The 25,052-nt window shown below is 41.9% G+C and carries 22 protein-coding genes and 2 tRNA genes; 11 read left to right on the top strand and 13 right to left on the bottom strand.

Annotated features, from left to right (window positions below; translation table 11 throughout):
• Positions 1–20: 20 nt before the first annotated feature.
• The 9 genes from H3V01_RS01370 to gluQRS all read right to left on the bottom strand — a co-directional run bounded on the left by H3V01_RS01370 (position 21) and on the right by gluQRS (position 9,365).
• Complete coding sequence (locus H3V01_RS01370; RefSeq protein ID WP_198185778.1) at positions 21–509, bottom strand: hypothetical protein; 489 nt, start codon at positions 507–509, stop codon at positions 21–23.
• A 28-nt stretch (positions 510–537) separates the two neighbouring features.
• Positions 538–900 (bottom strand): DUF423 domain-containing protein, encoded by a 363-nt coding sequence (locus tag H3V01_RS01365; RefSeq protein WP_100126447.1) that lies wholly within the window; start codon positions 898–900, stop codon positions 538–540.
• Positions 901–1,270: 370 nt separating this feature from the next.
• The gene (locus H3V01_RS01360) at positions 1,271–1,552 is read right to left on the bottom strand and encodes a hypothetical protein (protein WP_037393517.1); all 282 of its coding nucleotides are present in this window, start codon (positions 1,550–1,552) and stop codon (positions 1,271–1,273) included.
• 260 nt (positions 1,553–1,812) lie between these two features.
• A complete protein-coding gene (gene cydX / locus H3V01_RS01355) occupies positions 1,813–1,932 on the bottom strand; it encodes a cytochrome bd-I oxidase subunit CydX (RefSeq protein ID WP_025330274.1) in 120 nt (39 codons plus the stop codon).
• 64 nt (positions 1,933–1,996) lie between these two features.
• Positions 1,997–3,145, bottom strand: coding sequence for a cytochrome d ubiquinol oxidase subunit II (cydB, locus tag H3V01_RS01350; protein WP_084553976.1), 1,149 nt, complete (start codon positions 3,143–3,145; stop codon positions 1,997–1,999).
• A 9-nt stretch (positions 3,146–3,154) separates the two neighbouring features.
• Positions 3,155–4,699, bottom strand: coding sequence for a cytochrome ubiquinol oxidase subunit I (locus H3V01_RS01345; protein ID WP_198185777.1), 1,545 nt, complete (start codon positions 4,697–4,699; stop codon positions 3,155–3,157).
• A 378-nt stretch (positions 4,700–5,077) separates the two neighbouring features.
• The gene (locus tag H3V01_RS01340) at positions 5,078–6,733 is read right to left on the bottom strand and encodes an amino acid ABC transporter ATP-binding/permease protein (protein ID WP_198185776.1); all 1,656 of its coding nucleotides are present in this window, start codon (positions 6,731–6,733) and stop codon (positions 5,078–5,080) included.
• On the bottom strand, positions 6,730–8,433 hold the full coding sequence (gene cydD, locus H3V01_RS01335; protein WP_198185775.1) for a thiol reductant ABC exporter subunit CydD: 1,704 nt from the start codon (positions 8,431–8,433) through the stop codon (positions 6,730–6,732). The genes H3V01_RS01340 and cydD overlap by 4 nt, the downstream gene beginning before the upstream one ends.
• Before the next feature lie 38 nt (positions 8,434–8,471).
• Complete coding sequence (gene gluQRS, locus H3V01_RS01330; protein ID WP_198186412.1) at positions 8,472–9,365, bottom strand: tRNA glutamyl-Q(34) synthetase GluQRS; 894 nt, start codon at positions 9,363–9,365, stop codon at positions 8,472–8,474.
• 261 nt (positions 9,366–9,626) lie between these two features.
• Here gluQRS and tsaB point away from each other — a divergent pair, with 261 nt between their 5' ends.
• The 11 genes from tsaB to H3V01_RS01275 all read left to right on the top strand — a co-directional run bounded on the left by tsaB (position 9,627) and on the right by H3V01_RS01275 (position 20,412).
• The gene (tsaB, locus tag H3V01_RS01325; RefSeq protein WP_025330268.1) at positions 9,627–10,310 is read left to right on the top strand and encodes a tRNA (adenosine(37)-N6)-threonylcarbamoyltransferase complex dimerization subunit type 1 TsaB; all 684 of its coding nucleotides are present in this window, start codon (positions 9,627–9,629) and stop codon (positions 10,308–10,310) included.
• A complete protein-coding gene (gene rimI, locus H3V01_RS01320; protein ID WP_198185774.1) occupies positions 10,307–10,738 on the top strand; it encodes a ribosomal protein S18-alanine N-acetyltransferase in 432 nt (143 codons plus the stop codon). The genes tsaB and rimI overlap by 4 nt, the downstream gene beginning before the upstream one ends.
• The gene (locus tag H3V01_RS01315; RefSeq protein ID WP_198185773.1) at positions 10,732–11,598 is read left to right on the top strand and encodes a uracil-DNA glycosylase; all 867 of its coding nucleotides are present in this window, start codon (positions 10,732–10,734) and stop codon (positions 11,596–11,598) included. Before rimI ends, H3V01_RS01315 begins: the two co-directional genes overlap by 7 nt.
• Before the next feature lie 99 nt (positions 11,599–11,697).
• Positions 11,698–13,671: a monovalent cation:proton antiporter family protein gene (locus H3V01_RS01310; RefSeq protein ID WP_179300377.1), complete on the top strand. Its 1,974-nt coding sequence runs from the start codon at positions 11,698–11,700 to the stop codon at positions 13,669–13,671.
• Positions 13,672–13,736: 65 nt separating this feature from the next.
• Positions 13,737–13,812 (top strand) — tRNA-Val (locus tag H3V01_RS01305).
• A 32-nt stretch (positions 13,813–13,844) separates the two neighbouring features.
• A tRNA-Asp gene (locus H3V01_RS01300) sits at positions 13,845–13,921 on the top strand.
• Positions 13,922–14,383: 462 nt separating this feature from the next.
• Positions 14,384–15,328 carry an ABC transporter ATP-binding protein gene (locus H3V01_RS01295; protein WP_198185772.1) on the top strand — a complete coding sequence of 315 codons (945 nt, stop codon included), beginning with the start codon at positions 14,384–14,386 and terminating at the stop codon, positions 15,326–15,328.
• A complete protein-coding gene (locus tag H3V01_RS11220) occupies positions 15,325–16,113 on the top strand; it encodes an ABC transporter permease subunit (protein WP_025330263.1) in 789 nt (262 codons plus the stop codon). Before H3V01_RS01295 ends, H3V01_RS11220 begins: the two co-directional genes overlap by 4 nt.
• 268 nt (positions 16,114–16,381) lie before the next feature.
• Positions 16,382–17,581, top strand: coding sequence for an MFS transporter (locus H3V01_RS01285; protein WP_198185771.1), 1,200 nt, complete (start codon positions 16,382–16,384; stop codon positions 17,579–17,581).
• Positions 17,582–18,241: 660 nt separating this feature from the next.
• The gene (locus H3V01_RS01280) at positions 18,242–19,210 is read left to right on the top strand and encodes a LysR family transcriptional regulator (RefSeq protein ID WP_198185770.1); all 969 of its coding nucleotides are present in this window, start codon (positions 18,242–18,244) and stop codon (positions 19,208–19,210) included.
• A gap of 191 nt (positions 19,211–19,401) precedes the next feature.
• Entirely contained in the window at positions 19,402–20,412 is a 1,011-nt protein-coding gene (locus H3V01_RS01275) for an aldo/keto reductase (protein WP_078475075.1), read from the top strand.
• 73 nt (positions 20,413–20,485) lie between these two features.
• On the opposite strand, the gene H3V01_RS01270 is transcribed toward H3V01_RS01275, so the two are convergent.
• The 4 genes from H3V01_RS01270 to H3V01_RS01255 all read right to left on the bottom strand — a co-directional run bounded on the left by H3V01_RS01270 (position 20,486) and on the right by H3V01_RS01255 (position 25,001).
• Positions 20,486–21,529, bottom strand: a complete 1,044-nt coding sequence (locus H3V01_RS01270) for a zinc-dependent alcohol dehydrogenase family protein (protein ID WP_198185769.1) — start codon at positions 21,527–21,529, stop codon at positions 20,486–20,488.
• 457 nt (positions 21,530–21,986) lie between these two features.
• On the bottom strand, positions 21,987–22,664 hold the full coding sequence (locus H3V01_RS01265) for a protein-L-isoaspartate(D-aspartate) O-methyltransferase (protein ID WP_037393534.1): 678 nt from the start codon (positions 22,662–22,664) through the stop codon (positions 21,987–21,989).
• Complete coding sequence (gene surE / locus H3V01_RS01260; RefSeq protein WP_037393579.1) at positions 22,658–23,410, bottom strand: 5'/3'-nucleotidase SurE; 753 nt, start codon at positions 23,408–23,410, stop codon at positions 22,658–22,660. Before surE ends, H3V01_RS01265 begins: the two co-directional genes overlap by 7 nt.
• A 454-nt stretch (positions 23,411–23,864) precedes the next feature.
• Positions 23,865–25,001 carry a polyamine ABC transporter substrate-binding protein gene (locus H3V01_RS01255; protein WP_084548292.1) on the bottom strand — a complete coding sequence of 379 codons (1,137 nt, stop codon included), beginning with the start codon at positions 24,999–25,001 and terminating at the stop codon, positions 23,865–23,867.
• Between the last annotated feature and the right edge of the window lie 51 nt (positions 25,002–25,052).

Below are 25,052 nucleotides of genomic sequence, written 5' to 3'. Positions count from 1 at the left end.
ACCAACTATATCTTTACTGCTTATGGTTGTAGCAATTTGAATTCCACTTTATCAGGTAAGTTTTTAGGCACAATCAATAGTATAAACGGATGCATCTGATAACTTTGTCTTGCTCCAGAACGAATGCGTACATCTAATACCAGCTTATCCTGAGCATAATTTAACGTTAAAGGCGTGATTTCCAGCTGCTTTTGCACGATTCCAGCATCATATATAATTACATCATGAGCTGCAAAATCAATAGGAGTTGGTTTCCCATTTTTCCCCATAGTTGCAGCCATACCGAAATAACGGGTAAATTCAGCAGATGATCTAATGTGTCTCGGGACTAATCCGGTTACATTATTTTTAATAAAGTAATTATTGGCCAGCTGATAAGTAACTGGTGTCACTGACTGGTTGAAAACCTGAGCAGAACCATTAGCTGTGACAGCTGCTGAATGACTACAAGCACACAGACAGACTGCCAGCAAGAAACTCATTATCATTGAATAAACATTACCGCGCATAGCTACCTCCAGTCAGGTTCCCTAAATTTTACTGCTGCTTAAAAGCCAGCCATGCCAGAGTCAGCCAGCCGGCAATCATTAAAACACCGCCAACGGGGGTAATTGCACCGAGCCAGCGTGGCAAACCTAAAGCCATCAGATACAGTGAGCCACAAAAAATAATCAATCCCAGTTGTAGTAAAGAAAACGGCATTTTTACCGTAAATGCCGGTACGGCTTTTGCCAGTACCCCTAATACCAGTAATCCCAGTGCATGCCAGAAAAAATACTGTGTTGCTGTATGCCACCATTCCAGTTGCTGCGTACTGGCCATATGTTTTAATCCGTGTGCACCAAACGCACCCAGCATTACTGCCAAAGCCAGATTAACTGCTGCAATACCTAACCACATATCAATTCCCCATTATTCAATTAATTAAACCGTAGATGTGCCTGTTTTATTACCAACAGACTATTCAGCTAAGCGCAGTATAAAGGTCGGTTTACTGAATCTCAAATTACTTACACAAATACAATCATGGCAAATTTTCATTTTCTGCCCTTCATGCAAGTAAAAACCAAAATAAAAGCTGATGGAAAGATTCTATTGCTGAAAATAAAATTTATAAAAACCAATCGAAAGAGTAAATTTTTCTCCAAGATACATTGATCTTTTCACTCTTTATTCTAATTTTCATCATGCTATTACCGATAAAAAAACTGACCCAATTACTATGAACAGGTCAGTTTTTCATCTTTTGATTGTAATAGCTGTTTTCTATTTATTTACAGCTGATACCGCTAATTTGTGGCGTTTTTGCCGTACCTACTTTAAATATACATTTAGTGTCACTACTGCCGGTAACAATGAGATTACCGGAAGCAACATTCATATTCAGAGGTTCTTTTACCCCCATTTTTACTGCTGTATTGGCCAGTTTCTGTATTTCTTCCGGCGTATATACAGTGTTATTACTAGCTACTTTGATTTCCTTAGCACTAACACTTGCGGCTACAACCAGCCCAATAGCAAAAATCAGACTATTACGCATAGATTTATTCATTCGGATTCCTTTCCGAAGATTATATTCATTAATTATACTAATACAAAAAACCAGCACTTTCCAGCAAAATACATCAAATTTACTGTAAATCAAACAATAATGAACAAATCATTTCAATAAATATAATTGTTATCTTTGTATTAACCTTAGTATAAAAGAAAAAGCTGTATACCAAGCAAACTGGTATACAGCAAACCAAAGGAACTTTTTTAAAATTAATTAATTCAGTAACAGAATGTATCGGATTGGCATACACTATTTCATTGTTGTGATTGCTGATCTAGCTTATCTCTATCTTGCTGATATTCACCCCATAATGCATTTACTACTCCAAGCAATATGGCAAAACCAATACCTAAACACCAGGCAAAATACCACATAAAATACTCCTTGTTTTACTGGCTTGTCTGCCGGCTAAAATACCAGCGGCAGACTAAGCCGAATTTAATACAGGCTATGGTCGTTCTTGCGAATCATGTCGGTCGTTACCTTACCGCGCATCACCCGATAACACCAGCTGGTATAACACAACATCAGCGGCACGAAAATTAATGCCACCACCAGCATAATTTTAAGAGTAAATTCACTCGAACTGGCATCCCATACCGTCAGGCTGGAGCGCAAATCTGTGCTTGAAGGCATGATAAAGGGGAACATGGATACACCAGCGGTACTGATTACGCCGCCAAGACCCAATGCTGAAAACCAGAATGCTACAAAATTCTTCCCGCCTTTTGCCAGAAGCCATGCCACTATAAAACCAACATAAGCCAGTACCGGTATCACTAACAGCAGCGGATATTGCTGATAGTTATTCATCCATGCACCAGTGGCACTGACCACCTGTTTATTCAGCGGATCAGGTGAAGCTCCGGGCAAATAACTGCCCTCAACCATGCTGTAACCATTAATTCCCATATTGACCCAGATACCGGCCAGTGAGAATGCGATTACCACAACAATCAGAGCAATTGTGCTGGCACGCAGTGCACGTTGTCTTACCTGTTCATCTGTGCGCAATGCCAGATAAATCGCACCATGAAAGGTAATCATTGCAGCCGATACCACACCACACAACAAACTGAAAGGATTGAGCAAAGCCCAGAATGAGCCTGTGTAGAAAGAACGCAAATCATCATCAAAATGAAATGGCACACCCAGCAGCAGATTACCAAAAGCCACACCGAAAATCAGCGGCGGCACAAAACTGCCGACAAACAGTAACCAGTCCCAGGTAGTACGCCAGCGGGCATTATTGATTTTACTGCGATAGTCAAATCCTACCGGACGGAAAAACATTGCCCACAGCACAGCCATCATTGCCCAGTAAAAGCCGGAAAATGCTGTTGCATAAGCATATGGCCATGCTGCAAAAATAGCACCACCACCAGTAAGAAACCACACCTGATTACCATCCCAGTGCGGGGCTACTGAATTAATAATGACACGGCGCTCGTTATCGTTTCTGCCAACAAACGGAAGCAGAGAACCTGCCCCCATATCCTGCCCGTCCATGATGGCAAAGCCAATCAGCAGAACACCCAGCAACAACCACCAGATGAATTTTAATACCGAATAATCCAAGAATTCCATGGTCTACTCCTAATGTTCTGCTTCATTAGCATAACGCCCTGTACCCAGTGAACCCGGGCCCTGACGGGAAAACCGTACCATCAGATACACTTCCACAATTAATAAGATTGTGTACAGTGTTACAAAACCGAAAATTGATCCCCAGAGACTAGCAGCCGTCAGCGAAGAAGCCGAAAGATTAGTCGGTAGTACACCATATACTGTCCATGGCTGGCGTCCATACTCCGCAACAAACCATCCTGCCTCACAGGCCAGCCAGGGCAATGGTAAACTCCAGAACACCCATTTAAGCAACCAGCGTTTATCTGCAAAACTATTTCTAACCGAAGTATAAAATGCTACAACCATCAGCAACAGCAGCAGACAGCCACACAATACCATAATGCGGAAACTCCAGAACATCGGAGCGACACGCGGAATTGTTTCCCGAGCTGCATGTGCGATATCAGATTCAGTAGCCTGACGTACATCCGGCACATAGGATTTAAGCAGTAAGCCAAAGCCCAGATCATCGCCATATTTTTTCATGGCAGCCTGTGCTTGTGCATCTGTACGGTCTTTACGCAATGTTTCCAGCGCAATCACAGCTTCCCGGCCATTGCGAATACGCTCCGTATTCTCAGCAATGATTTCCTTAATTCCCGGAATCTGTTTATCCAGTGACCGGGTACCGATTAAACCCATTACCCATGGAATTTCGATAGCGAAATCATTTTCCATTTTCTGCTCATTTGGCAGAGCAATCAGATTAAACGAAGCCGGAGCCGGTTCTGTTTCCCACATGGCTTCCAGTGTCGCCATTTTAGTTTGCTGTGATTTTCCCACGGTATAACCGGATTCATCACCCAGGATAATAACTGACAGAATTGAAGCTACACCAAAAGCTACGGCAATACGAAAGCTTTTCTTGGCAAATTCGACATCCTGACGTTTCAGCATATACCACGCAGAAATAGACATCACGAAAACCGCAGCGGTTACATAACCGGCAGAGACTGTATGTACAAATTTATTCTGCGCTACTTCATTCAGGAAAATTTCAGTAAAACTGGTCATTTCCATACGCATTGATTCAAAATTGAAATGCGCTCCTACCGGATCCTGCATCCAGCCATTGGCTACCAGAATCCACAATGCAGACAGATTGGAACCAAGTGCCATAAGAATGGTAACTAACAGATGGCCTGGCCGGCTCAGTCTCTCCCAGCCAAAAAAGAACAGGCCTACAAAAGTGGATTCCAGAAAAAAAGCCATCAGCGCTTCAATAGCCAATGGCGCACCAAAAATATCCCCCACATAATGCGAATAATATGACCAGTTGGTACCAAACTGGAATTCCATTGTTATACCGGTAGTTACACCCAGAGCAAAATTGATGCCGAACAATTTGCCCCAGAATCGCGTCATATCTTTATATATCTGCTTACCGGTTAACACATAAGTGGATTCCATTATTACCAGAATCCATACTATCCCCAATGTTAGCGGTACAAACAAAAAATGATAAAGCGCGACCAGCGCAAACTGCAGCCTTGACAGTTCCACTAAATCCATGGCTTTGTTCCTGTAATTTATATTAATAAAAATTATATTTATCTTTAAACCGGCATTGATAAATATTTCAATTTAATAGAATTTAATATACTATACAAATCGAAAATATTAAACTAATGCATAAATTTAACAAATAAATATAGTTATTTAAGTTTACATTAAATATGTAAAATTAAAAATAAACTAAACTTCTATTGTTAAAAATATTATATATTTTACTTTTACATTATAAATGCTAAAAATATATATTTAGAAATTATAATACAATGTCTTTGTTAAAATTTGTTATTAGTTATTTTTTTGATCCAGATCAAATAAAGGCAGCCACAAAATGGCTGCCAGAAAAGTAAATCAGCTAAAAATTTATTCAGAATTTATTCAATTTATTTGCAAAATCTGAGCCTCAGACCACGGATTAGTCTGATGGCTTGCTACAATCAGAATACCTTGCCGCTGATGCTGTTGCAGCACAGAAGCCAGCTCTGCCTGTGCCTGCTCATCAATACCGGCAAACGGTTCATCCAGTATCAGTATTTTATAAGGACGCAGCAGTAAACGTGCCAGAGCAATGCGACGAGCCTGCCCTCCGGACACAGCTGCTCCATACTCTCCTAGACGTGTCTCCAGAAGCTGGGGCTGATTTTCAGCCCATACAGCCAGCCCGACGCTGGAAAGCACTGACCATAGCTCATCCTCAGTAGCATCAGCTTTACCCAAACGCAGATTCTCAGCCAGAGTTAAATCAAATATATCAAGTTGCTGAGCCAGATAACCCACCTCTCCCTGCCACTGCCATACTGAAAACGGTTGCTGATTACAACACAATTCCCCTGCTGCTGGTTCCAGTTCCCCCGCTAATACTGCCAGCAAAGTTGATTTCCCGGCACCAGATGCTCCTTGCAGCAACAAAATATTACCGTTAACCAAATCAAAACTGACATTTTCCGCTCCGTTCAGCGCATCCGGCCAGCGTGCCTGTAATGCACGCGCCTGTAAATGCAGTTGTGCCGATAAAGGCTTTTTATCTGATTCTTCAACAGTCAGTGCGGGCGTAATTGCATTAAGACGTATGCATGCAGCCTGACACAGACCATAGGTCATCATATTCATACCCAGTACCAGCACCAGTTCTGTAAAACCAAATACAGCCAGCACCAGCGCCAGCAACATGGCTACTGAAAGGTTTGCATCGCCACCGAAACGCTCACTTCCCAACCATAACAAAACAGCCACTGCTGCAGCCATCAATACCTGCTGTAACAATACTACTCTTCCTGCCAGTTGCTGCTGATGCAGCTGACCAGAGACATAATATTGATCTTCGGCATGAAAAACCGTTGCAAAGCGTGACCATTGCTGCCATTGCAGCAAAGCTGTTATTGCTTCAAGCGGTTGCAATAAAGCTGTACGCCGCTTTTCAGCCAATCCTGCCTGCTGTTTGCCCCAGTTTTGTCCGTACAGTGCAGCCAATGCCGGAACCACGACAGTTGCCAGAAATAATGGAATAGACAGATACAATGTCAGTTTGCTGCCGGCCACAATTAAAGTTAGCCCCAGAATGCCCAGCAACATGAATAATGCCCATAACCATGGCAATACAACATTAAGCGGCCAGTTATTCAGCAATTCAATATCACTCAGTAAAGAATGCATCTGCCGCAGAGCGTTCTGTTGCTGCTGTTTACCTGTAGCCAGACGAGAAAACAGCCCGCTGCGTAAATCAGCCAGAAGACCCAGTACTGCATCATGTGAACCAAGACGCTCACCATAGCGCCCCGCGGTACGCACAATCGCCAGCAAACGGATCACCCCTGCCGGAGTAAAATAGTTAAAGGTGTAAGCTGTTGCCAGACTTATTATTCCGGCCAACCCGGCAGCAGTAATAAACCAGCCGGACAGAGCCAGCAGTCCGATACTGGCTATAGCCGTTACCTGCCCTAATAACCATGCCAGTAACCAGGCACGCTTGCGACTCAGCAATAAATTAGACAGTTTCAGCTGCTGTTGTGACCATAACAAATGATAACGCTTCATCGTAATTGCTCCTGCCGGTCAGTCAGCATGATTTCCCTATCAACCCATCCGGCAAAACTAATATCATGACTAACGAGTATCACCGTTTTACCGATACTCAGCTGCGCCAGCAACTGCATAATTTCCGATGCTGTTTGCGCATCCAGATGAGCGGTTGGTTCATCCAGCAGCCATAACGGTGCTTTTCGTAACAGCATTTGTGCCAGCGCCAGTCGTTGTAACTGTCCGCCGGACATTCCACGACCACGCTCACCCAGTTGTGTATCCATTTGATGAGGTAAACGCTGAATTAATACCCACAGTCCTACTTGTTGCAGTACCTGCTGCAATTCTTCATCCGTAGCATCCAGGCTGGCCAGCCGCAAATTTTCGGCAACTGATAGTGACAATATTGGTGGTGTCTGTGCCAGATAAGCCACCGACTGTCGTAATAGCGGTAAATTTAATTCAGCATAATTATGCTGATTGATCCATAAAGTACCAGAGTAAGGAGCAAACCCCAGTAAGGCCTGCAGCAGACTGGATTTTCCACTGCCACTCGCTCCTCTGAGCAGAACACGTTCTCCGGCTTCTATGCAAAAACTGAATTGCGGCAGACGGATACGTTCATCACGTCCGTATACCACCAGATAATCTGCGCGCAAACTGGGAGGTGTTTGCAATACAAAATCAACTTCTTCAGAAACAGCAGGAATATTTTCGACCACTTTATATAGTGGCATTAATGTCTCGGCTGCTGCCTCTGCCTTAGCTTTATCATGATAATCAGCACCAAGCTGACGCAATGGTGCATAAAATTCCGGCGCCAGCAATAAAATAAATAATGCCCCCTGATAAGGTACCGGTATTTGTCCGTTTGCCCAGGGCAATACACCCAGCAGTCCGAGACCCAGATAGACAGCCACCAGTGCGATTGCCAGTGAAGCAAACAGTTCCAGAACGGCTGTAGACAGAAATGCCAGCCGTAATACCGCCATTGTTCGCACCCGATAAGATTCAGCAGCGGCATCAATAGTCTTCTGTGCCTGCAACTGAGCACCTAAACGACGTAACGTGGGCAGACCCCGCAACAAATCCAGAAAACGTCCGCTTAAAGCCGCCAGTGCTGAAAACTGCGCACGATTTTTACGTGCTGCCGCCTGTCCGAGCAAAATCATAAAAATCGGAACCAGTGGCGCAGTCAGCAATAATAGCGCAGCAGCAAATGGACTATAAAAACAGGTAGCCGCGGCAATCAGTACCGGCATCAGTGCTGCAAGTTGCTGTTGCAGAACATAACGGCTTAAATATCCATCCAGAGCATCTACCTGTTCCAGAACCATTGTAGACAGAGCTCCATCACTGCCATACTGGCTGCGCTCCGGTCCCAGCAATGCCAGTGCCTTCATTAACTGGCTGCGCAACTGTAATCTGATTGCCACACTCGCCCGTAATAGCAAACGGTCTTTAAAATAATTCAGTAACGGCCGCAACAGCCAGCAGATTAATAGATAAGGTAAAAACTGGAATAAAGTCTCAGTTACATTCTCTCCATTAAGCCACAAAGCAAAAAGGTTAGCCAGTAGAGCACTCTGTACAATAATTAATACGGCTGCGGTAACCATCAGCACCCATGCCAGCCGGTATGAGCGGCGCTGTTGTTTTTGCCATAAGCGCAGATAAAATCGCGGAGCAGATACATGTAAGTTACTTCGAACCAACCCTTTTCTCCCTCGTTGTCTAAAACTTTCTATCAGCATTAATTTGTTGCAATTGCCTGTGGTGAAACACGCTTAAGCTGCCAGTGCTGCACCGCCCAGCTCAGCAAATCGGACAGACTATCCACTTCTGGTGCCTGCGGCTGCCCGAGATAAGTGAGAACCTGCCGCAGTAAAGTTTCACGCCGGCGCAAATCTAATGCAGGTGCCTGCGTCTGTTTTGACCATTTTTGTCCCAGCGTATTAGTCAGCAATGGTAAATGAGCATAAGCCGGCTGTGCAAAACCCAGTAACTGCTGTAAATAAATCTGACGGGGAGTAGATAATAACAAATCCTGACCGCGTACTACATGATTGATTCCCTGATCCGCATCATCAACTACGACCGCCAGTTGATAAGCCCAGAAACCATCTGCCCGCAACAAAACAAAATCGCCCACATCTCTGGATAGACACTGTTGCTTATAACCTTGTATTGCATCCGAAAAACCGGTTATATCTGCATCAGTCCGCAAACGCCATGCCGGCATTTTCTCTGAACAGACAGACTTATCTGCATTCAAAGATGAACAATGCCCGCCATAAATAAAACCATCCACACCCATGCCCTGTGCTTCAGCCTGTATCGTTTTCCGGCTGCAAAAGCATGGATATACCATTCCTTGCGCCTTTAACTGCGCCAAAGCCGCAGCATAAAGGTGATGACGCTTGCTCTGATAAACAACTTCACCATCCCAGTGCAGTTCAAAAGCTTCCAGTGCAGATAAAATAGCTGCTGCCGCACCCGGCATTTCACGTGGCGGATCCAGATCTTCCATCCGCACAAGCCAGCGTCCCTGCCGGCTGCGCGCATCCAGATAAGAAGCTACCGCAGTAAGCAGCGAACCAATATGCAACAAACCGGTAGGGCTGGGGGCAAAACGCCCTACATACAACTCATCCACAAACAACTTCCATTCTTAATTCAATTTCACAGCCGGCACAGCTAATATAACTTAACATCACACCCGAAAAAGTACAAACCAGCCGTGATAATTAATCACTAAATCTAGAATATAAACAATTATTTATCAAAAAATTACCCAAAAATAGCATTTATTACCCTTACCTATAACTTTACTCTGGCACAATATTTAACCTAAAAAATAAAGGCATAAAACGGTATAATTCAATTTATCCGAATACATTAACACATCATGATTAGCAATGATTCACGTCTGCTTGTAATCGATACCAGCACCAGTTATCTGTCACTGGGACTGCATCACAACGGACATACTGACAGCATCTGCGAAGCAGCCGGTGCAAAACAGTCTGAACTGATATTACCGCGTATACAGCAGTTACTGGCAGAATCCGGACTGATACTGTCTCAGCTGGATGCCATCATTTACGCACAAGGCCCCGGTGCTTTCACCGGATTACGCATTGGTCTAGGTGTAGCTACTGGTTTAGCATTGCCATTCAGTCTGCCACTGATTGGCATTCCCTGTCTGGATGCTGTAGCTGCTCTTGCACCGGATCAGCCTTGCGTACTGGCCGCAACAGACGCACGTATGAACGAACTATTCTATGCATGGTATGACACCCATAATCATAAACGTCTGAGTGATTATCTGGTGGGTACTGCCGAAAGCATCTGTCTGCCGGCCGGTCAGCATCAGGCTACAGGTATCGGTAATGCTTACGGGCTGAATATCAATTTACCCGTATCAGGGCAGAATCTTATGCCCGGAGCTCAGGAGTATGTGCAACTGGCCTTATCCGGTCGTTACAAAGCAACTGATGCTGCTCATGCCAGCCTGCATTATGTCCGCAATAAAATTGCTCTGACAGCTGCCGAACAGGCTGCCAGACGAACTGCGAGTCAGATAGCATGAATATCCGTGCCGCCACTCTCGCTGATGTCGCCGCTTTACATGAGCTTGAACAACAGTGTAATCCGGCGCCATGGTCAGCAACACAACTGGCCAATACGGTTTATGCGCCACAGCCTGTATGGGTAATCGACCTGCCTGTGCATGGAATTGTCAGCATGCTGGTCTGGCAAAAACTGCCAGAGGAAGCCGAAATTCATTTGCTTGACACCCAGCCTGATTTCAGACGGCAGGGTTATGCACAACAATTACTGGAACATTTATTCCAGCATGCAAAGCAACAGCATCTGAGCCGGATATTGCTTGAAGTGCGTGCCGGCAATTCCGGTGCACTGCAACTGTATACAAACAATGGTTTTGTATCCTGTGGCATACGTAAAAATTATTACCAGAATGGTGATGATGCTGTATTAATGGAAAAACCATGCTAGACAGCCGCTATCTTTATCTGCACGAAGCGCTGGGTCTCGGCCCCATGTGGTTATCACAAACTGCTTATCTGATACCTTCCGAGATTACAGAAACAAATACGCCAGTAAAAAACGATACCCGGCCTGTTGCACGTTCTGCTCCGGACAATTCTGTCCGTATACAACCAGTGAGAACTTCTCACCAGACGTCACCGGCTGATATTACTGCAACTCAGCCAGCCAACCGGCATCGTGACGCACTTCGGCAAATTATCAATCAGCCGGCAACTGAATCTGTAACACAGATTACCAAAGAAGATAACACTAGCAAAGTCAGTCACATTACCACACATGATAAATTAAATATCAGCTTCGAATCCATTCCAGCAACACTGACCGCATGCACCCGCTGCAATTTGCATCAGGAGCGCTGCACCCCACTGCCGGGGTATGGTGCAAGCAATGCACGGCTTCTGGTTATCAGCTCTAATCCTGCACCGCCGGACGACAGCAGCAGGCAGCTTTTCAGCGGAGAAGTCGGCAAATTGCTCAGCAATATGCTGGCAGCCATCAATATTACTGCTGAAGAAGTTTTTTTTACCAGTCAGGTGAAGTGTGCGCCTAATGTCAGCCTGCGTATTACTGATGAGCATCTGCAAGCCTGTTTGCCTTATCTGAGTGCTCAGATCGAACATATCCGGCCTCAGGCTATTCTGCTGCTCGGGCAGATATTCAGCCAGCTCGACCAGACAATACTGGCACAGAATCTGCACAATATTCCTTACGTAATATCGCCCCACCCTGCACGATTATTGCGTCAAAGCCATTTAAAAGCCAATGCATGGACAGCACTTAAACAATTGCGCAATTTCTTACAATAATCTGTTAAAAAATGTATCTTTATAAGGTATAAGTCCGCACAAGCCAAAACATCTATGTTAAAATATGATAATAAAATTTTAATTAAATAAAATCAATATATTATGCATATTTCTCTTGGCCCTGTCGTGATGATTCTTTTGGTGGCCGTTTTGGCCTCTATCATCTGCCGACGTTTACACATTCCCGCCATGCTAGGCTACCTGGTAGTTGGCTTCATAGCCGGTCCTGGCTGGCTGCATTTAATTAATCAGAGTCATGCCACCGAATTTATCGGAGAAATCGGCATTACTTTTCTTATGTTCAGCATCGGGCTTGAGTTTTCCATCGGCAAACTTAAAGCCATGCGCAGGCTGGTGCTTGGTTTAGGCGGATTACAGGTCGCACTTACCCTGTTGATACTTTTTATCCTGTTTGCAGCTATGCGTATTCAGCTGACATGGGCGTTTACCCTTGCCGCAGCCATGACTATGTCTTCTACGGCTATTGTCAGCCGCATTATGGTAGAAAAAAACGAACTGGGACAGCATTACGGCCACATGATTATGGGCGTACTGCTGATGCAGGATATTGCCGTCGTTCCATTGATGATTTTATTACCTGCTCTGGCTCACAGCAGTGACGGTCTGATCCTGCAAATGGGCAAAGCCCTGCTTACCATGGCACTTGCCTTAGGTCTGCTGCTGGTGGTCGGCAGTAAAATCATGCCTATGTGGTTCCGTCTGATTGCCCGCACCAAATCCAGCGAACTCTTCATGATTAACGTTTTGCTGGTCACTCTGGGGGTTGCTTATCTTACTCAGCTGGCCGGTCTGTCACTGGCACTGGGCGCCTTTGTTGCCGGTATGCTGATATCAGAAACCGAATACCGCTATCAGGTAGAAGATGACATTCGCCCCTTCCGGGACATTCTGCTCGGCTTCTTCTTCATTACCATCGGCATGAAACTGAATATACAAGTTTTACAATCAAGCTGGTTAATGATACTGATACTGGGAGCACTGCTGGTTATTCTGAAAGCAGCGGTACTATTTGGCATTAGCCGCTACATGAAAGAAAATACCGGCGACAGCATTAAAACAGCTTTGTATCTCGCTCAGGGCGGTGAATTCGGCTTTGTTATGCTGGCCATTAGCGGCGCATTAAAACTCATTTCTCTTGAGCTGCAACAGGCAGCCATTGCCGCCATTCTGCTTTCCATGATACTGGCGCCCTTTATTATGCGAAGTGCAGATAAAATCAACAAACTGCTGGTTAAACGCAGCTGGGACGAACAGGCAGTTGATTTACAGAGCATACTGGTAGATACCATGAGCAAATCTGACCATATCCTCATTATCGGTTTCGGCCGCTGCGGTCAGAGCATTGCCCGCATCCTGCAACAGGAGGAGACACCCTACTATGCCATTGATCTGGATGCTGAGCGGGTTGCCACAGCCAAAGCTGCCGGAGAACCAGTCACCTTCGGTGATGCCAAACGGCAGGAAGTATTACAGGCAGCCGGATTAAAACGTGCCAATACCGTACTGATTACCATCAACAACATGACAGAGGCCAAGCATATTCTCAATAATATTATGCTGATTGCCCCTACCATGCCGGTAATCGTGCGCGTTACCAACGACGACAACATTCCTGTGCTAACCAATATGGGTGCAGACGATATCGTTTCTGATGAGAAAGAATCCAGCCTTACACTCGCTAGTCAGGCATTATTAAGCTCAGGCAAACCGTTTGATGAAGTCTATCAAATCATGCAGCGTATTCGTCAAAATCGTTATCAGGCACTTGAAGGTTTATTTGCCGGCAGCGATGACACCGTCTCTGATGAGAATATCCATTATTTCCGTCAGGCTTTCACTCTGCCGCCAGATGCTTTTCTGGTAGGTAAAAGTGTAGACGACCTTCCGCTGGACAAATTGAAAGTAAAACTGCTCTCAGTACGCCGCAATGCTCATCAATTACGCAAATTTGACTCTGAATTCCGTTTTAAAAATGCAGATACTCTGGTTGTACTCGGCCCCAGAGACAAAGTAATTCTTTTTGAAAACTGGTCACTACAGGGAACGAACTAATTTTTTCATCACTAGTACTTGCCAGCGAACAGCATATCTGGTTTAATAGCGTCTTTCCCAAGCAGGGGTGATTAGCTCAGTTGGTAGAGCGTCTGCCTTACAAGCAGAATGTCGGCGGTTCGACTCCGTCATCACCCACCAGTTTTCTGTTTTATGCGTTGCATAAAACTTGCGCGGTGGTAGCTCAGTTGGTTAGAGTACCGGCCTGTCACGCCGGGGGTCGCGGGTTCGAGCCCCGTCCGCCGCGCCAAATAAAATAAAAAAAGCACAGCATAAGCTGTGCTTTTTTTATTATTCATTATATACAAACATTTTTCAGACAACCTATTACGGCAAACTTGAATATTCAAATACATAATCCTTATAGAACAGATATCCTTTAATCAGACCATTTATACATCATTCCAGAATTTTTCTGGTAGATAATTTCGATTACAGCAAAAATTATTTCAGTCAGATTTTTTTCTGCTTAGCTATTTATCTGATTCATTATATAAAAAAGATTCAAAAGCAACACTCAACTTATATTCAGCATGTCCAGCTGAATAAACCACCAATAAACCAGACATTTTAATATTGTTAAATTATGTATAATACATTATTATAAATAAGGAAAATAAAAATTCCGTATACCATAAAGACAGGTATTGCTTTACTCATATAACATCGACAAAATCAATAAATTTAACTCCCTGAACAAGAAAGGTTTAGAGTGGGAAAAATCAATTATCTCATTGAAGTTAAAAATGTTAGCAAAAAGATTAAAAACAGGAAGATTCTGGATAACATTTCTTTCAAGATTGCACCCGGTCGGATTATGGGCTTTTTAGGCCCCAATGGTGCCGGCAAAACCACTATGCTGAAAATACTCACAGGTCTGATGTTTCCCACTTCCGGAGATATTAAAATCTGTGGGCACAATATACAAAAAGACTTTGAAAAAGCAGCTTTTAATCTTGGTACCATCATTGAAAATCCGGAATTTTATAATTACATGTCCGGTTTTAATAATCTGCAAATCTTTGCTGATATGAGCCGTAAGTCAATCAGTAAAGATGATTTAATGCAAACATTAACCAGAACCGGGCTTAAAGGTGCAGAACACCAAAAAGTCAAAGGCTATTCTCTGGGTATGCGCCAAAGATTAGGCGTCGCAAACGCAACTATTCATCAGCCTAAAGTATTAATTCTGGATGAACCCATGAATGGTCTTGATCCGGAAGGAATGAAAGATTTTCGTACATTGATGAAAAATTTTGTCCAGCATGGAAACAGTATTATTATTTCCAGCCATCTGCTTTCTGAGCTTCAGGAAATTGTTAATGATATTTTTATCGTTAATCAGGGCAGACAGGTCTATGCGGGAACAATGAGTGATTTTCTGGGTAAATCCAATAACATTATTCATATCGAAGTAGACGGAGATTTAGCACCGGCAGAAAAAATTTTGCTAAACAACGGGTATCAGGTTACCCGTCAGCTCAATAATCTTGAAATTGCAACTGATTCAACTGACCACGATCCGCGTGCAGAAATTGCCAGACTTCTTGTTCAACATGATATTCCCTTAATTGGTTTGAAGCTGACTCATTACTCTCTGGAAAATTCTTTTCTGCAAAGCATAAAAAACGATAATCAACAAAAGGCCAACAAATGAAATTACTAATTAATGAATGGCGTAAATACCTTAAAAAAAACCGAAATATCATTATCATACCCATAATATTATTATTGATATTAATTATTTATTTCAGCACTATAACTCATACATCACATCCAATTTCTAAAGATGATAGTGACCGCGTCTTTTTATTTAGTATCACTATTTGTTACAAATTTATTAATTTTATCTCTATTATTTATGCATCTAATATTCTAAGTTCTGAAATATCCAAAGGAACAGTTAAATTTATTCTGACCCGTCCTTATCAGCGCTACAAAATATTACTGGCTAAACTTGCAGCGATTACTATATTAATGCCTGTGTTTCTGATTATATCTGTAATCATTTCCCTATTATTACATATACTGACAATTCACCAAATGCCGGAAATTAGCATCATATTAAAGTACACTGGAATACACGGCATATTCATATTAGCCATTACAATATTTTTTACTGCTTTTGCTCTGATGCTTTCTTCTGTATTTAACAGCAGTGCACTCATAACCGGTAGCTGTATTGTGTATTATTTCTTTGCTAGTGGTCTGTGGAGAATAATCAACTTTTACTACCTTGATTTACCTGAAGACGGATGGATATACAAATTAAGCCCATTAAATGTAAACAGCTATTTGATTGAGTTAATTTCTAAAACAGTTGATCAGTCTGTCCAGAGTGAATTTTTTATTATCTTGGCAGCCAATATTGTTTATGCATTGATTTTTTTCCTGATAGCCACATTGATATTCAGACGGCGTGATATTTCATTATCCAATTAACTGTTAACACTAAAATTTTAAAGGTCAGGCTTCAAAATATTATTTAATAATTCAGTAATTTAACTGACATTTTCAGTCTGACCTTTATGCTATTTTGCAATTTATCAACCTCAATCAGATTAGTATGATTGAGGTCTTTGCTTTTTGCATTGGTTTATCTTGTTTTTCTACAATACGAATTTCGTATAACAAATTATATATTTCTCAATTCTTATTTTGTTAGTTAACCTGTCTTGAACTCAATCACTCGCTAATCAGGATTTTGTTCATGGAAGCAAAGTCTAAAGAAAATTTTGTACAGACAAAACCGAATTTAATGTTATCAGCATTATTAATCATGCTGTTAGTCGGGTCGGTTTATATCAGCCAACTTATTTTTCAAGAGATCTCTCAAAGCTATCATATTGATATTTTAGCAGCGAGAAATGTATTCAGCTTATCTTGCTTTTTTTATGCCATTTCTTTTTTTATTTATGGTCCGCTTTCGGACAAAGTTTCGACAAAGTTGTTAGTTTTGGTCGGTAGTATTGGAACTGTTTGTTGTTTATTTTTATCGGTGATTGTTGATTCTTTTACGTTGTATTTGGTCACCATGTCATTAATCGGTTTTTTTGCCGCTGCTGTTCCTGCGGCATTATTCGCTTATACAGCTAAAAACACGCCTAACCATAAGTTACCACAAGCAATGGGAATGATGATTTCAGCTTCTATTGTGGGCATGATTTTTAGTCGAAGTATAGTCGCAATGCTGACCGATCTTTGGTCCTGGCAAGTTGCATTTATTATTTATGCAGGTTTGATAACTGCAACATGTCTTTTTGTCCCTTACGGTATAAAACGCTCAATAATTCAACCTTCAACTAATAGTGTACGGGGTACTTATCTAGCGGCAATTAAATTATTACTTGATAAAACGGTAGTTATTTTTTTATTAGTCGGCTTTTTGCTATTTTTTGTTTATTTAGGATTATCTTCATTACTTACTTTTTATTTGAAAAGTTCACCTTTTTATTTGTCTGCAACAACTTTAGGCTGGCTTAATTTTACCGGTCTAAGTGCGGTTATTGGCACCATAATTACTGGTAAATTATCACAGATTATCAAAGAACGGTCTCTCTTAATCATCTGTTTGCTAGCTGTATGTATATCGGTTGTGACTATTGGTTATAGCTCAGCAATATATATTATCGGATTCGGGATTTTTGCTTTGTTTTTATTTGTATTTGGCATTCAGCCATTAGTTATAGCCATGCTTAATAAAATTGTGCCAATTAATTCGCGCGGTGCGATTTCGTCTTTATATTTACTCTCGTGTTTGGCAGGAGGCAGTATTGGCACTTATCTATTAGGTATAGTTTATCAAAACATGACCTGGAATGGAGTAATAGCCATTTGTGTTCTGTTATCAACGTTAAATCTAATCTTAGCGTTAGTTGGTATTCAACTTATTAACAATAATCATAAATAATAAAAATACAGGAATTTATTAATAAGGAAACTCGTTATGAAATAAGATGATCACCTACAAGCTCAATGCTCCGATAGCAATTGCCTTTGGTAGCGCAGAGCTTATGTATATAACAGATTAGTCAAATAATTCAATAATCAAAGTAAACACCAACGGTGAAAAAAAGATTTTCTTTGACATCATACATAAACACTTAAATACAGATATGCAGACAATCTTTGGGATTCTGCCATTAAATAAAATAGCTAAACGAATTCATAAGTGAAACTGACACAACTTATTTTCAACAATATCTGTTTTCTGCTGATCCAGCCAATGCATAATTGATAATCAGCTTAGCCGATATCTCTAAACCATATATTTAGTTTTCCATACGATTGTTACACCAGATTATTTGGTATTATTTCTCTCATTATTAGTTTCTATAGATTTAATTAATATTTTCTCGTTAACTTTCATACTAACATTAACTATATCTTTTCTGTTATGATTCCCGACGATATCAATAATTACCTGCAGATAATTTAATTTTAGATTTGATTTTTTTAAATCATTTCCATTAAACATTCGCATGATGTGCTTTTCCAGTCTGATTGACGAAAATATTGCGCTTATACTGTTTAATTACGAACGGATGCACAACAATGAATTAGGGGAAATATGTATAATCAATTACCTGCTCAGACAGAACATAATCTCGATAACTCAGCCATTTACAGCCGGCATCTGCCAACAGTCCGACAATTGCAATATTTTCTGGCAGTATGTGAAGAAGGCAATTTTCGCAAGGCTGCCAGCAGACTGGGTATTAGTCAGCCTCCGTTATCGATGCAAATCAAAGAGCTGGAAGAAAAGCTGCAAACTACTTTATTAGTACGTAATACCCGCTATGTAATGCTTACAGAACAGGGAAGACAATTCAGAGACAAAGCCAGAAACTGGCTGGAAGGCTTATCTCTGGCCATAACCAATGTTAATAATTATTCAACAGACAGAATAACTGTTGGCATAACTAAAATTCTGGGTTTTAATTTTATTCCGCTATTCAGCGAATTTATTAATAAATTCCAGCCAAACATCGATCTTTTGCAGCAGGACTACTCTTCAAAAGAGCTATTGGCTGAATTTAATAAAAGTAATATTGATCTGGTTATTATTTCAGATTATAAAAAGAATAATGATCAGGCAAATAGTTTATTAGTTTATCAGGAAAAACTGGTACTGGCCTTACCTGAAAACCACCCTGCCTGTTCACGGGATGAAATAGATTTAAATACAGTAATAGACTTACCTCTGTACTGGTGTAAACGTTACCAAAATCCGGGATTGTATGATCAACTGCAAAAAGTCATCAGCAACTTAACCGCTTCTCTGGTTTTACAACCGAAATTACCTAATTTTTTAACCATGCTGATGGAAATTGCCATGGGCAGAGGCATGTTATTACTTCCGGCTTCTATGGCACAGGCACATATCCCGGGAGTGGTATATAAAAAATTAACTACTGAATATGAACAGCAACTATCAATCGATATACATCTGCTCTGGCATCAGCAGGCTGAAAATACTGTGATACAAACTATTATTGAGTATTTTAAGCACCATAATACAGTTGATACCCAATTGTGACATGTATATTTCCGGAAGGTTGTGAAATTCAAATCATTGATATATTTTTTATATCAATGATTTTATATTTCTCTTAGCAAGGTTAATTATTTACTATCACTATCAGTAATTAACAATTATCTGACCGCAGTCGAATAAAAGCATTATTTGATTAAGCGTTTCAGATATAACTAATCTGAGGATAGAAAATAATGAGCCATTCTTTACCACAACGAAAACTTGGACAAAACATTACCGTATCTGCAATGGGCTATGGAGCAATGGGTCTGAGCGAATTTTATGGTGATATGGATACAGCACATGCCCGCACAATGATGCACAAAGTTATTGATAGCGGTGTTACGCTGATTGACACAGCAGATATGTATGGTCGGGGTGAAAACGAAAAACTGATCGGTGCAGTATTGAAAACTCTGCCTGCTTCAGTACGGGCACAACTTACTATCGCAACCAAATGCGGTATTGATAGAAACAATACTTCCGGCTATAACCGCAGCATTAATAACCACCCTGAATATATTAAACAATGCTGCGATGACTCTCTGGCCAGACTCGGCATTGAACAGATCGATTTATTTTATATTCATCGTTTAGATCCTAATGCTGCAATTGAAGATACGATGCAGACTCTGGCAGAACTGGTACAGGCAGGGAAAATAGCCCATGTCGGTTTATGTGAAGTTTCTGCCCCTGTTTTGCAGCGTGCCCATGCAGTTCATCCGGTTGATGTGGTGCAAACAGAATATTCTCTGTGGACACGTCATATAGAAGATGATTCAGTGCTGCCATTACTAAAAGAATTGAATATCGGTCTTGTACCCTACTCACCTCTCGGGCGCGGTTTTCTGACCGGTAAAATTCAGAATAAAAATGAATTGGCTGAAAATGATTTCCGCCGTACCAACCCACGTTTTCAAGATGATAATCTGGAACATAACAAACGTTTGCTTCAGGCATTAGAACCCATGACTGTTAAATATAATTGCACTATGGGTCAAATCGCACTGGCCTGGCTGCTCGCTCAATGGGAACATATTGTACCGATACCGGGAACCAAAAGTGAAAAATACCTGAATGAAAATAATCAGGCTTGCCAGTTAAAACTGGATACAGCAGATATTCAGACATTGAACGAGCTGAAAAATCATATCAATATTCAGGGTGAACGCTATACACCGGAAGGTATGAAGGGAATTTTCTGATCAGATAGATAGAATAAGCGTTGCCGTTCATACAGATAACTCTCGCAGCTTGTTAAGCTGCGAGAGTTATCTATTATTCATGGCTGACAATAACTAATGATTTAATTGCCTGACGCTGATCCATAGCCTGATAGGCAGCCTGAATATCGGTTAAATCAAACCGATGGGTAAATACTTTCCCCGGCTGAATTTCTTCATTTAACACAGCTTGCAGTAATAAATTTTTATCATAAGTGGTGACACTGGCAATACCGCCGCGTAATCCAATATTCCGCCAGAAAACATCGCTAGTTTTAATTTCTGTGTCATGCTGTATACCAACACAACCAACAATTGCTCCGGGACGGGCTACTGCAACTGCTGTTTGCAGTGATTGCTGAGTTCCCACACATTCCAATACTGCATCAGCACCAGCCTGCCGGGTAAGCGACAACACTTTTTCTACCGCTTCATCGCCACGCTCAGGCACAATATCAGTTGCTCCGAACTCCTCTGCCAGTTTTGCTCGGTCAGGATGGCGGCTCATTGCAATAATTCGTTCAGCGCCGCGCAGTTTCGCCGCGATGACTCCGCACAGCCCAACCGCTCCATCGCCCATCACCACTACCGTATCTCCCGGCTTTACTTCAGCACTGGCAGCAGCATGATAACCGGTAGCCATAACATCGGCCAAGGTAAGTAACGAATTCAAAACAGCATCTGAATAATCCTGCGGCTGACCAGGAATTTTCACCAAAGCCCAGTTTGCATTAGTAAAGCGCAGATATTCACCCTGATACCCGCCGTTGCGCTCATCTTCTTTATTCTGACAATTACCGTCAAAACCTGCCTTACAGGCAGCACAATGACCACAACCATGCGTAAACGGTACAATAACAAAATCACCATTACGGACATGAGTTACTGCACTGCCGGTAGCTTCAACAACACCAATAGCTTCATGGCCGACAATTCGTTCCGGCTCACAGGTACTGATTCCGCGATACCACCATAAATCAGAACCGCAAACACAGGCACGAACAATGCGAATAATGGCATCAGTAGGTTTCTGAATAACCGGCTTTTCCATTTCCCGTATAGCTACTTTTCCAGGTTCAACGAATACTGCTACTTTCATAGTTATTTTCCCAGATTACTGTGATTTACCTGTTTCTGACAGCCAAATCACTTTATATAACATAGTGAATCAGTACTATTCAGATTAAGCCGGAAGGAGCCAAAGAATTTTTCCAGCTTTTTCTGTATTGTTTAGCAATAACTCTTTGCTATCATTATTTTTTTCATTAAAAAATATTAAGACAAGATTATTTTACGCTATTTACTGAGTTTTTCATCAGGCAATGCACAGTAGCAACCGGTTTGGTCATAACCTATATTATTTATTCGTTATTTCATAACGTTAGCTATTTTTATACATTTAATGGTGTTCAGTTATTTGATACTGTGATCCCGTTTACTCTTTCAGGCTCTTCTGACAGTAAAGGGGATCAGTCAGTTTGACAGGCATTGTATCTATGCCTGGATTCAAGTGGCTATGTAAACCGGCAAAAATCAAATGACAGAATGCTTTTGGTTTAATTATCATTTACCAATGGTACAAATAAAGTCTGTTGCACACAGGTTTCCTGAAAACCTTCAGCAGTTTTGTCGATTACCCATAAAAACTGCACCCCGCCTTCATCCAGAGGTAAAACCATACGCCCACCAATTGAAAGTTGCTGTAATAAAGGCAAAGGCACCTCTTTCGGCGCAGCTGTCAGTATAATGCCATCAAAAGGTGCTTCCTGCGGCAAACCCAGATAACCATCTCCACAGACCAGCCGTGCATGAGCCAGTAAACGTACTGCACGTAAATTCTGTTTGGCACGCTCATGTAACGGACGCAAACGCTCTATTGAGTAAATTTCACGTAAACCCAGTGCCTGTAAAATAGCTGTCTGATAACCGCAACCGGTACCGATTTCCAGTATCCGCAGATTATTTTGTATTGGCCGTCTGGCAAACAATAACTGCGTCATGACTGCGACCGTATATGGCTGGGAAATAGTTTGCCCTAAACCCAGCGGCAGAGACATATCATCATAAGCATGAGAGCGCAAAGCCTCTTCAACGAATACATGCCGGGGCACAGCAGACATAGCAGACAATACTTCAGCACGGGTAATACCCATCTGTTTCAGCCGTTCTACCATTCGTGCACGCCGGAATTCATATCCGGTCCAGCTTACGCCCTGTCCCACTTCTGTCACCATTGTATGTCGTGTAAAAATGTACTGACTGCACCCATTTGCTGATAATTAGTTAAGTCCAGCGATAATGGCGTAATGGTAATAAAACCTGCTTCGTTATCACTAAAATCAGTTTCCTGCCAGCGAGTATCAGCGGCACCTACGCCACCAATCCAATATAGGGTTTCGCCGCGAGGACTGCTATACGGCACGATACACTGGTCATGGTGTCGGCGCCCCAGTTTAGCCACACGATAGCCCTGCACTGATTCTGCTTTTACAGCCGGAATATTAACATTCCATAAAACTGGTTCAGCCGGGGGCTGTACACATACTTTTTCCAGAATAGTCATGACGGCTTTTTCAGCCGTTGCCCAATACTCACCGCTGCGATCATTAATTGAAAATGCCAGTGCGGGTATACCCATCAGAAAGGCTTCAGTAGCCGCAGCCACTGTACCGGAATACAGCACATCATCACCCATATTGGCACCATGATTAATACCGGACAAAACCAAATCAGGTTTAAAGTCAGTCATGGTATGCATAGCTACATGGATACAGTCGGTTGGTGTGCCATTAACATAATAAAATCCGTTTGCGGCTTTTTTAATCGACAGAGGCCGGTTCAGAGTAAATGAATTGCTTACGCCGCTCTGATCACTTTCCGGAGCAACAACTCTTATTTCAGCAAATTTAGATGCTACCTGTGCCAGTAAAGCGATCCCATCTGATAAATAACCGTCATCATTACAAATTAAAATTTTCATAACCATCCAATTTAAAACTTTAAAACCTTTATCCCGCTAACGCTGCTGCCCTTTACACTTTTTATCCGGCCGTGAGCAGCCAGTCAGACTAAAGGTTAAACGTAAAAATTTCAGAACAAACTTTTATTTTAAATGAATAAAAAACCATTACTTCCGATAATGACTGATAATTTCATTGATTTACTATTTGCTATATGAAAATATGCTGATATTCACTCTCAAATTTTGTCTGACCTTCAACAATCAGAACTGGCGCTGTAGCCTCTGATTATAAGTGTTTACCCATATTCTGACAGCTAATATCTATAACGATTCTGCCATTACCAGCATACTACACTCTTACAAAGAGTGTTATGTTCCGATGATTCTCCAAGATAAACTAATCATCCTAAATAAAAAACGAACCGGAACGATTCGTTTTTTATTGAAACCTGCATGTGCGTATATCAAACAACTACTGCCCTGCTTTTACCTGCTGGAACAGGCGCACAGCCAGACGCACAGCATCCTGTGATTTCGGTGATACGATAAAACTCTTATCCAGTACTTCCTGAGTAGGAAATATGCTGGGGTCGCTACCAATTTCACTTCTCATCAGTGCCCGTGCCGGTTTGCTGGCTGGTGCAAAAGTCACATAATTACCGTTTTTCGCTGCAACTTTAGGTTCGAGTGTGTAATTGATGTATTTCAGAGCATTGGCTACATTCTGGGCATCTTTAGGAATCATAAACGAATCAACCCAGATTCCAACCCCTTCTTTCGGTGCCAGCACCTGTAAATGCACGCCACTTTTGGCATCCTCAGCACGTTTTTTAGCGATGTTTAAATCACCACCGTAACCGGTAGCCACACACAGATCACCGCGAGCCATATCATCAATATAGCCTGATGAGCTAAAACGTTTCACATCATTACGTACAGATTTAATCAGATTGGTTGCAGCACGGATATCATCCGGTTCACTGCTGTTCGGATCTTTACCTAAATAATGCAAAGCCAGCGGATACAGCTCTGTAGGGCTGTCAAACAGAGAAATACCGCAATTTTTCAGCTTATGCGTATATTCCGGATTAAATACCAGATCCCAGAGATTATCCGGTAATTTGCCATCAAGTGCTTTCTCTACCATAGCGGTATTGATACCGATAGTATTAATACCCCAGAAATAAGGCACTGCATATTTATTACCCGGATCTACCTTATCCATCATTTTCAACAGATTCGGGTCGATATTATTGTAATAGGACAGCTGGCTTTTATCTACCGGCCGGTAAGCACCGGCTTTAATTTCCCGGCCGACATTGGCAATGGATGGTACAACCAGATCATAGCCGGAACGACCAATCAGAATCTTGGCCTCTAATGTTTCGTTACTATCATAATAATCGTAACGAACCTTGATATTATTTTCTTTTTCAAAATTTTTTACTGTATCGGGATCAACATAGTCAGACCAGTTATAGATATTAAGCTGATCAGTTGGATTCATGACTCCGTTATTGGAAGCAGCATCTTTATTTGCTGTACCGGCATCCGAGCAGGCAACTATCAGCAAGCTTACGATAGCTGACAATACCAGTAATTTTTTCATACACGATTTCCAATTTGTATGCCCCGTAATAACGGGAGGAAGCAAGTATCT

The organism is Snodgrassella sp. M0351 (assembly GCF_016100575.1).
Lineage (GTDB): Bacteria > Pseudomonadota > Gammaproteobacteria > Burkholderiales > Neisseriaceae > Snodgrassella > Snodgrassella alvi.
This window is presented reverse-complemented; position numbering and strand designations above follow the sequence as displayed.

Bases quoted from the DNA above. Each gene is read 5' to 3' on its own strand.
- rimI (WP_198185774.1), top strand. From the start codon at position 10,307: ATGAATATCCGTGCCGCCACTCTCGCTGATGTCGCCGCTTTACATGAG.
- H3V01_RS01265 (WP_037393534.1), bottom strand. From the start codon at position 22,664: ATGGTGACAGAAGTGGGACAGGGCGTAAGCTGGACCGGATATGAATTC.
- surE (WP_037393579.1), bottom strand. From the start codon at position 23,410: ATGAAAATTTTAATTTGTAATGATGACGGTTATTTATCAGATGGGATC.
- cydX (WP_025330274.1), bottom strand. From the start codon at position 1,932: ATGTGGTATTTTGCCTGGTGTTTAGGTATTGGTTTTGCCATATTGCTT.
- tsaB (WP_025330268.1), top strand. From the start codon at position 9,627: ATGATTAGCAATGATTCACGTCTGCTTGTAATCGATACCAGCACCAGT.
- H3V01_RS01275 (WP_078475075.1), top strand. From the start codon at position 19,402: ATGAGCCATTCTTTACCACAACGAAAACTTGGACAAAACATTACCGTA.
- H3V01_RS01360 (WP_037393517.1), bottom strand. From the start codon at position 1,552: ATGAATAAATCTATGCGTAATAGTCTGATTTTTGCTATTGGGCTGGTT.
- H3V01_RS11220 (WP_025330263.1), top strand. From the start codon at position 15,325: ATGAAATTACTAATTAATGAATGGCGTAAATACCTTAAAAAAAACCGA.
- H3V01_RS01280 (WP_198185770.1), top strand. From the start codon at position 18,242: ATGTATAATCAATTACCTGCTCAGACAGAACATAATCTCGATAACTCA.
- cydB (WP_084553976.1), bottom strand. From the start codon at position 3,145: ATGGAATTCTTGGATTATTCGGTATTAAAATTCATCTGGTGGTTGTTG.
- H3V01_RS01340 (WP_198185776.1), bottom strand. From the start codon at position 6,733: ATGAAGCGTTATCATTTGTTATGGTCACAACAGCAGCTGAAACTGTCT.
- H3V01_RS01315 (WP_198185773.1), top strand. From the start codon at position 10,732: ATGCTAGACAGCCGCTATCTTTATCTGCACGAAGCGCTGGGTCTCGGC.
- H3V01_RS01370 (WP_198185778.1), bottom strand. From the start codon at position 509: ATGCGCGGTAATGTTTATTCAATGATAATGAGTTTCTTGCTGGCAGTC.
- H3V01_RS01255 (WP_084548292.1), bottom strand. From the start codon at position 25,001: ATGAAAAAATTACTGGTATTGTCAGCTATCGTAAGCTTGCTGATAGTT.
- H3V01_RS01345 (WP_198185777.1), bottom strand. From the start codon at position 4,699: ATGGATTTAGTGGAACTGTCAAGGCTGCAGTTTGCGCTGGTCGCGCTT.
- H3V01_RS01270 (WP_198185769.1), bottom strand. From the start codon at position 21,529: ATGAAAGTAGCAGTATTCGTTGAACCTGGAAAAGTAGCTATACGGGAA.
- H3V01_RS01365 (WP_100126447.1), bottom strand. From the start codon at position 900: ATGTGGTTAGGTATTGCAGCAGTTAATCTGGCTTTGGCAGTAATGCTG.
- H3V01_RS01285 (WP_198185771.1), top strand. From the start codon at position 16,382: ATGGAAGCAAAGTCTAAAGAAAATTTTGTACAGACAAAACCGAATTTA.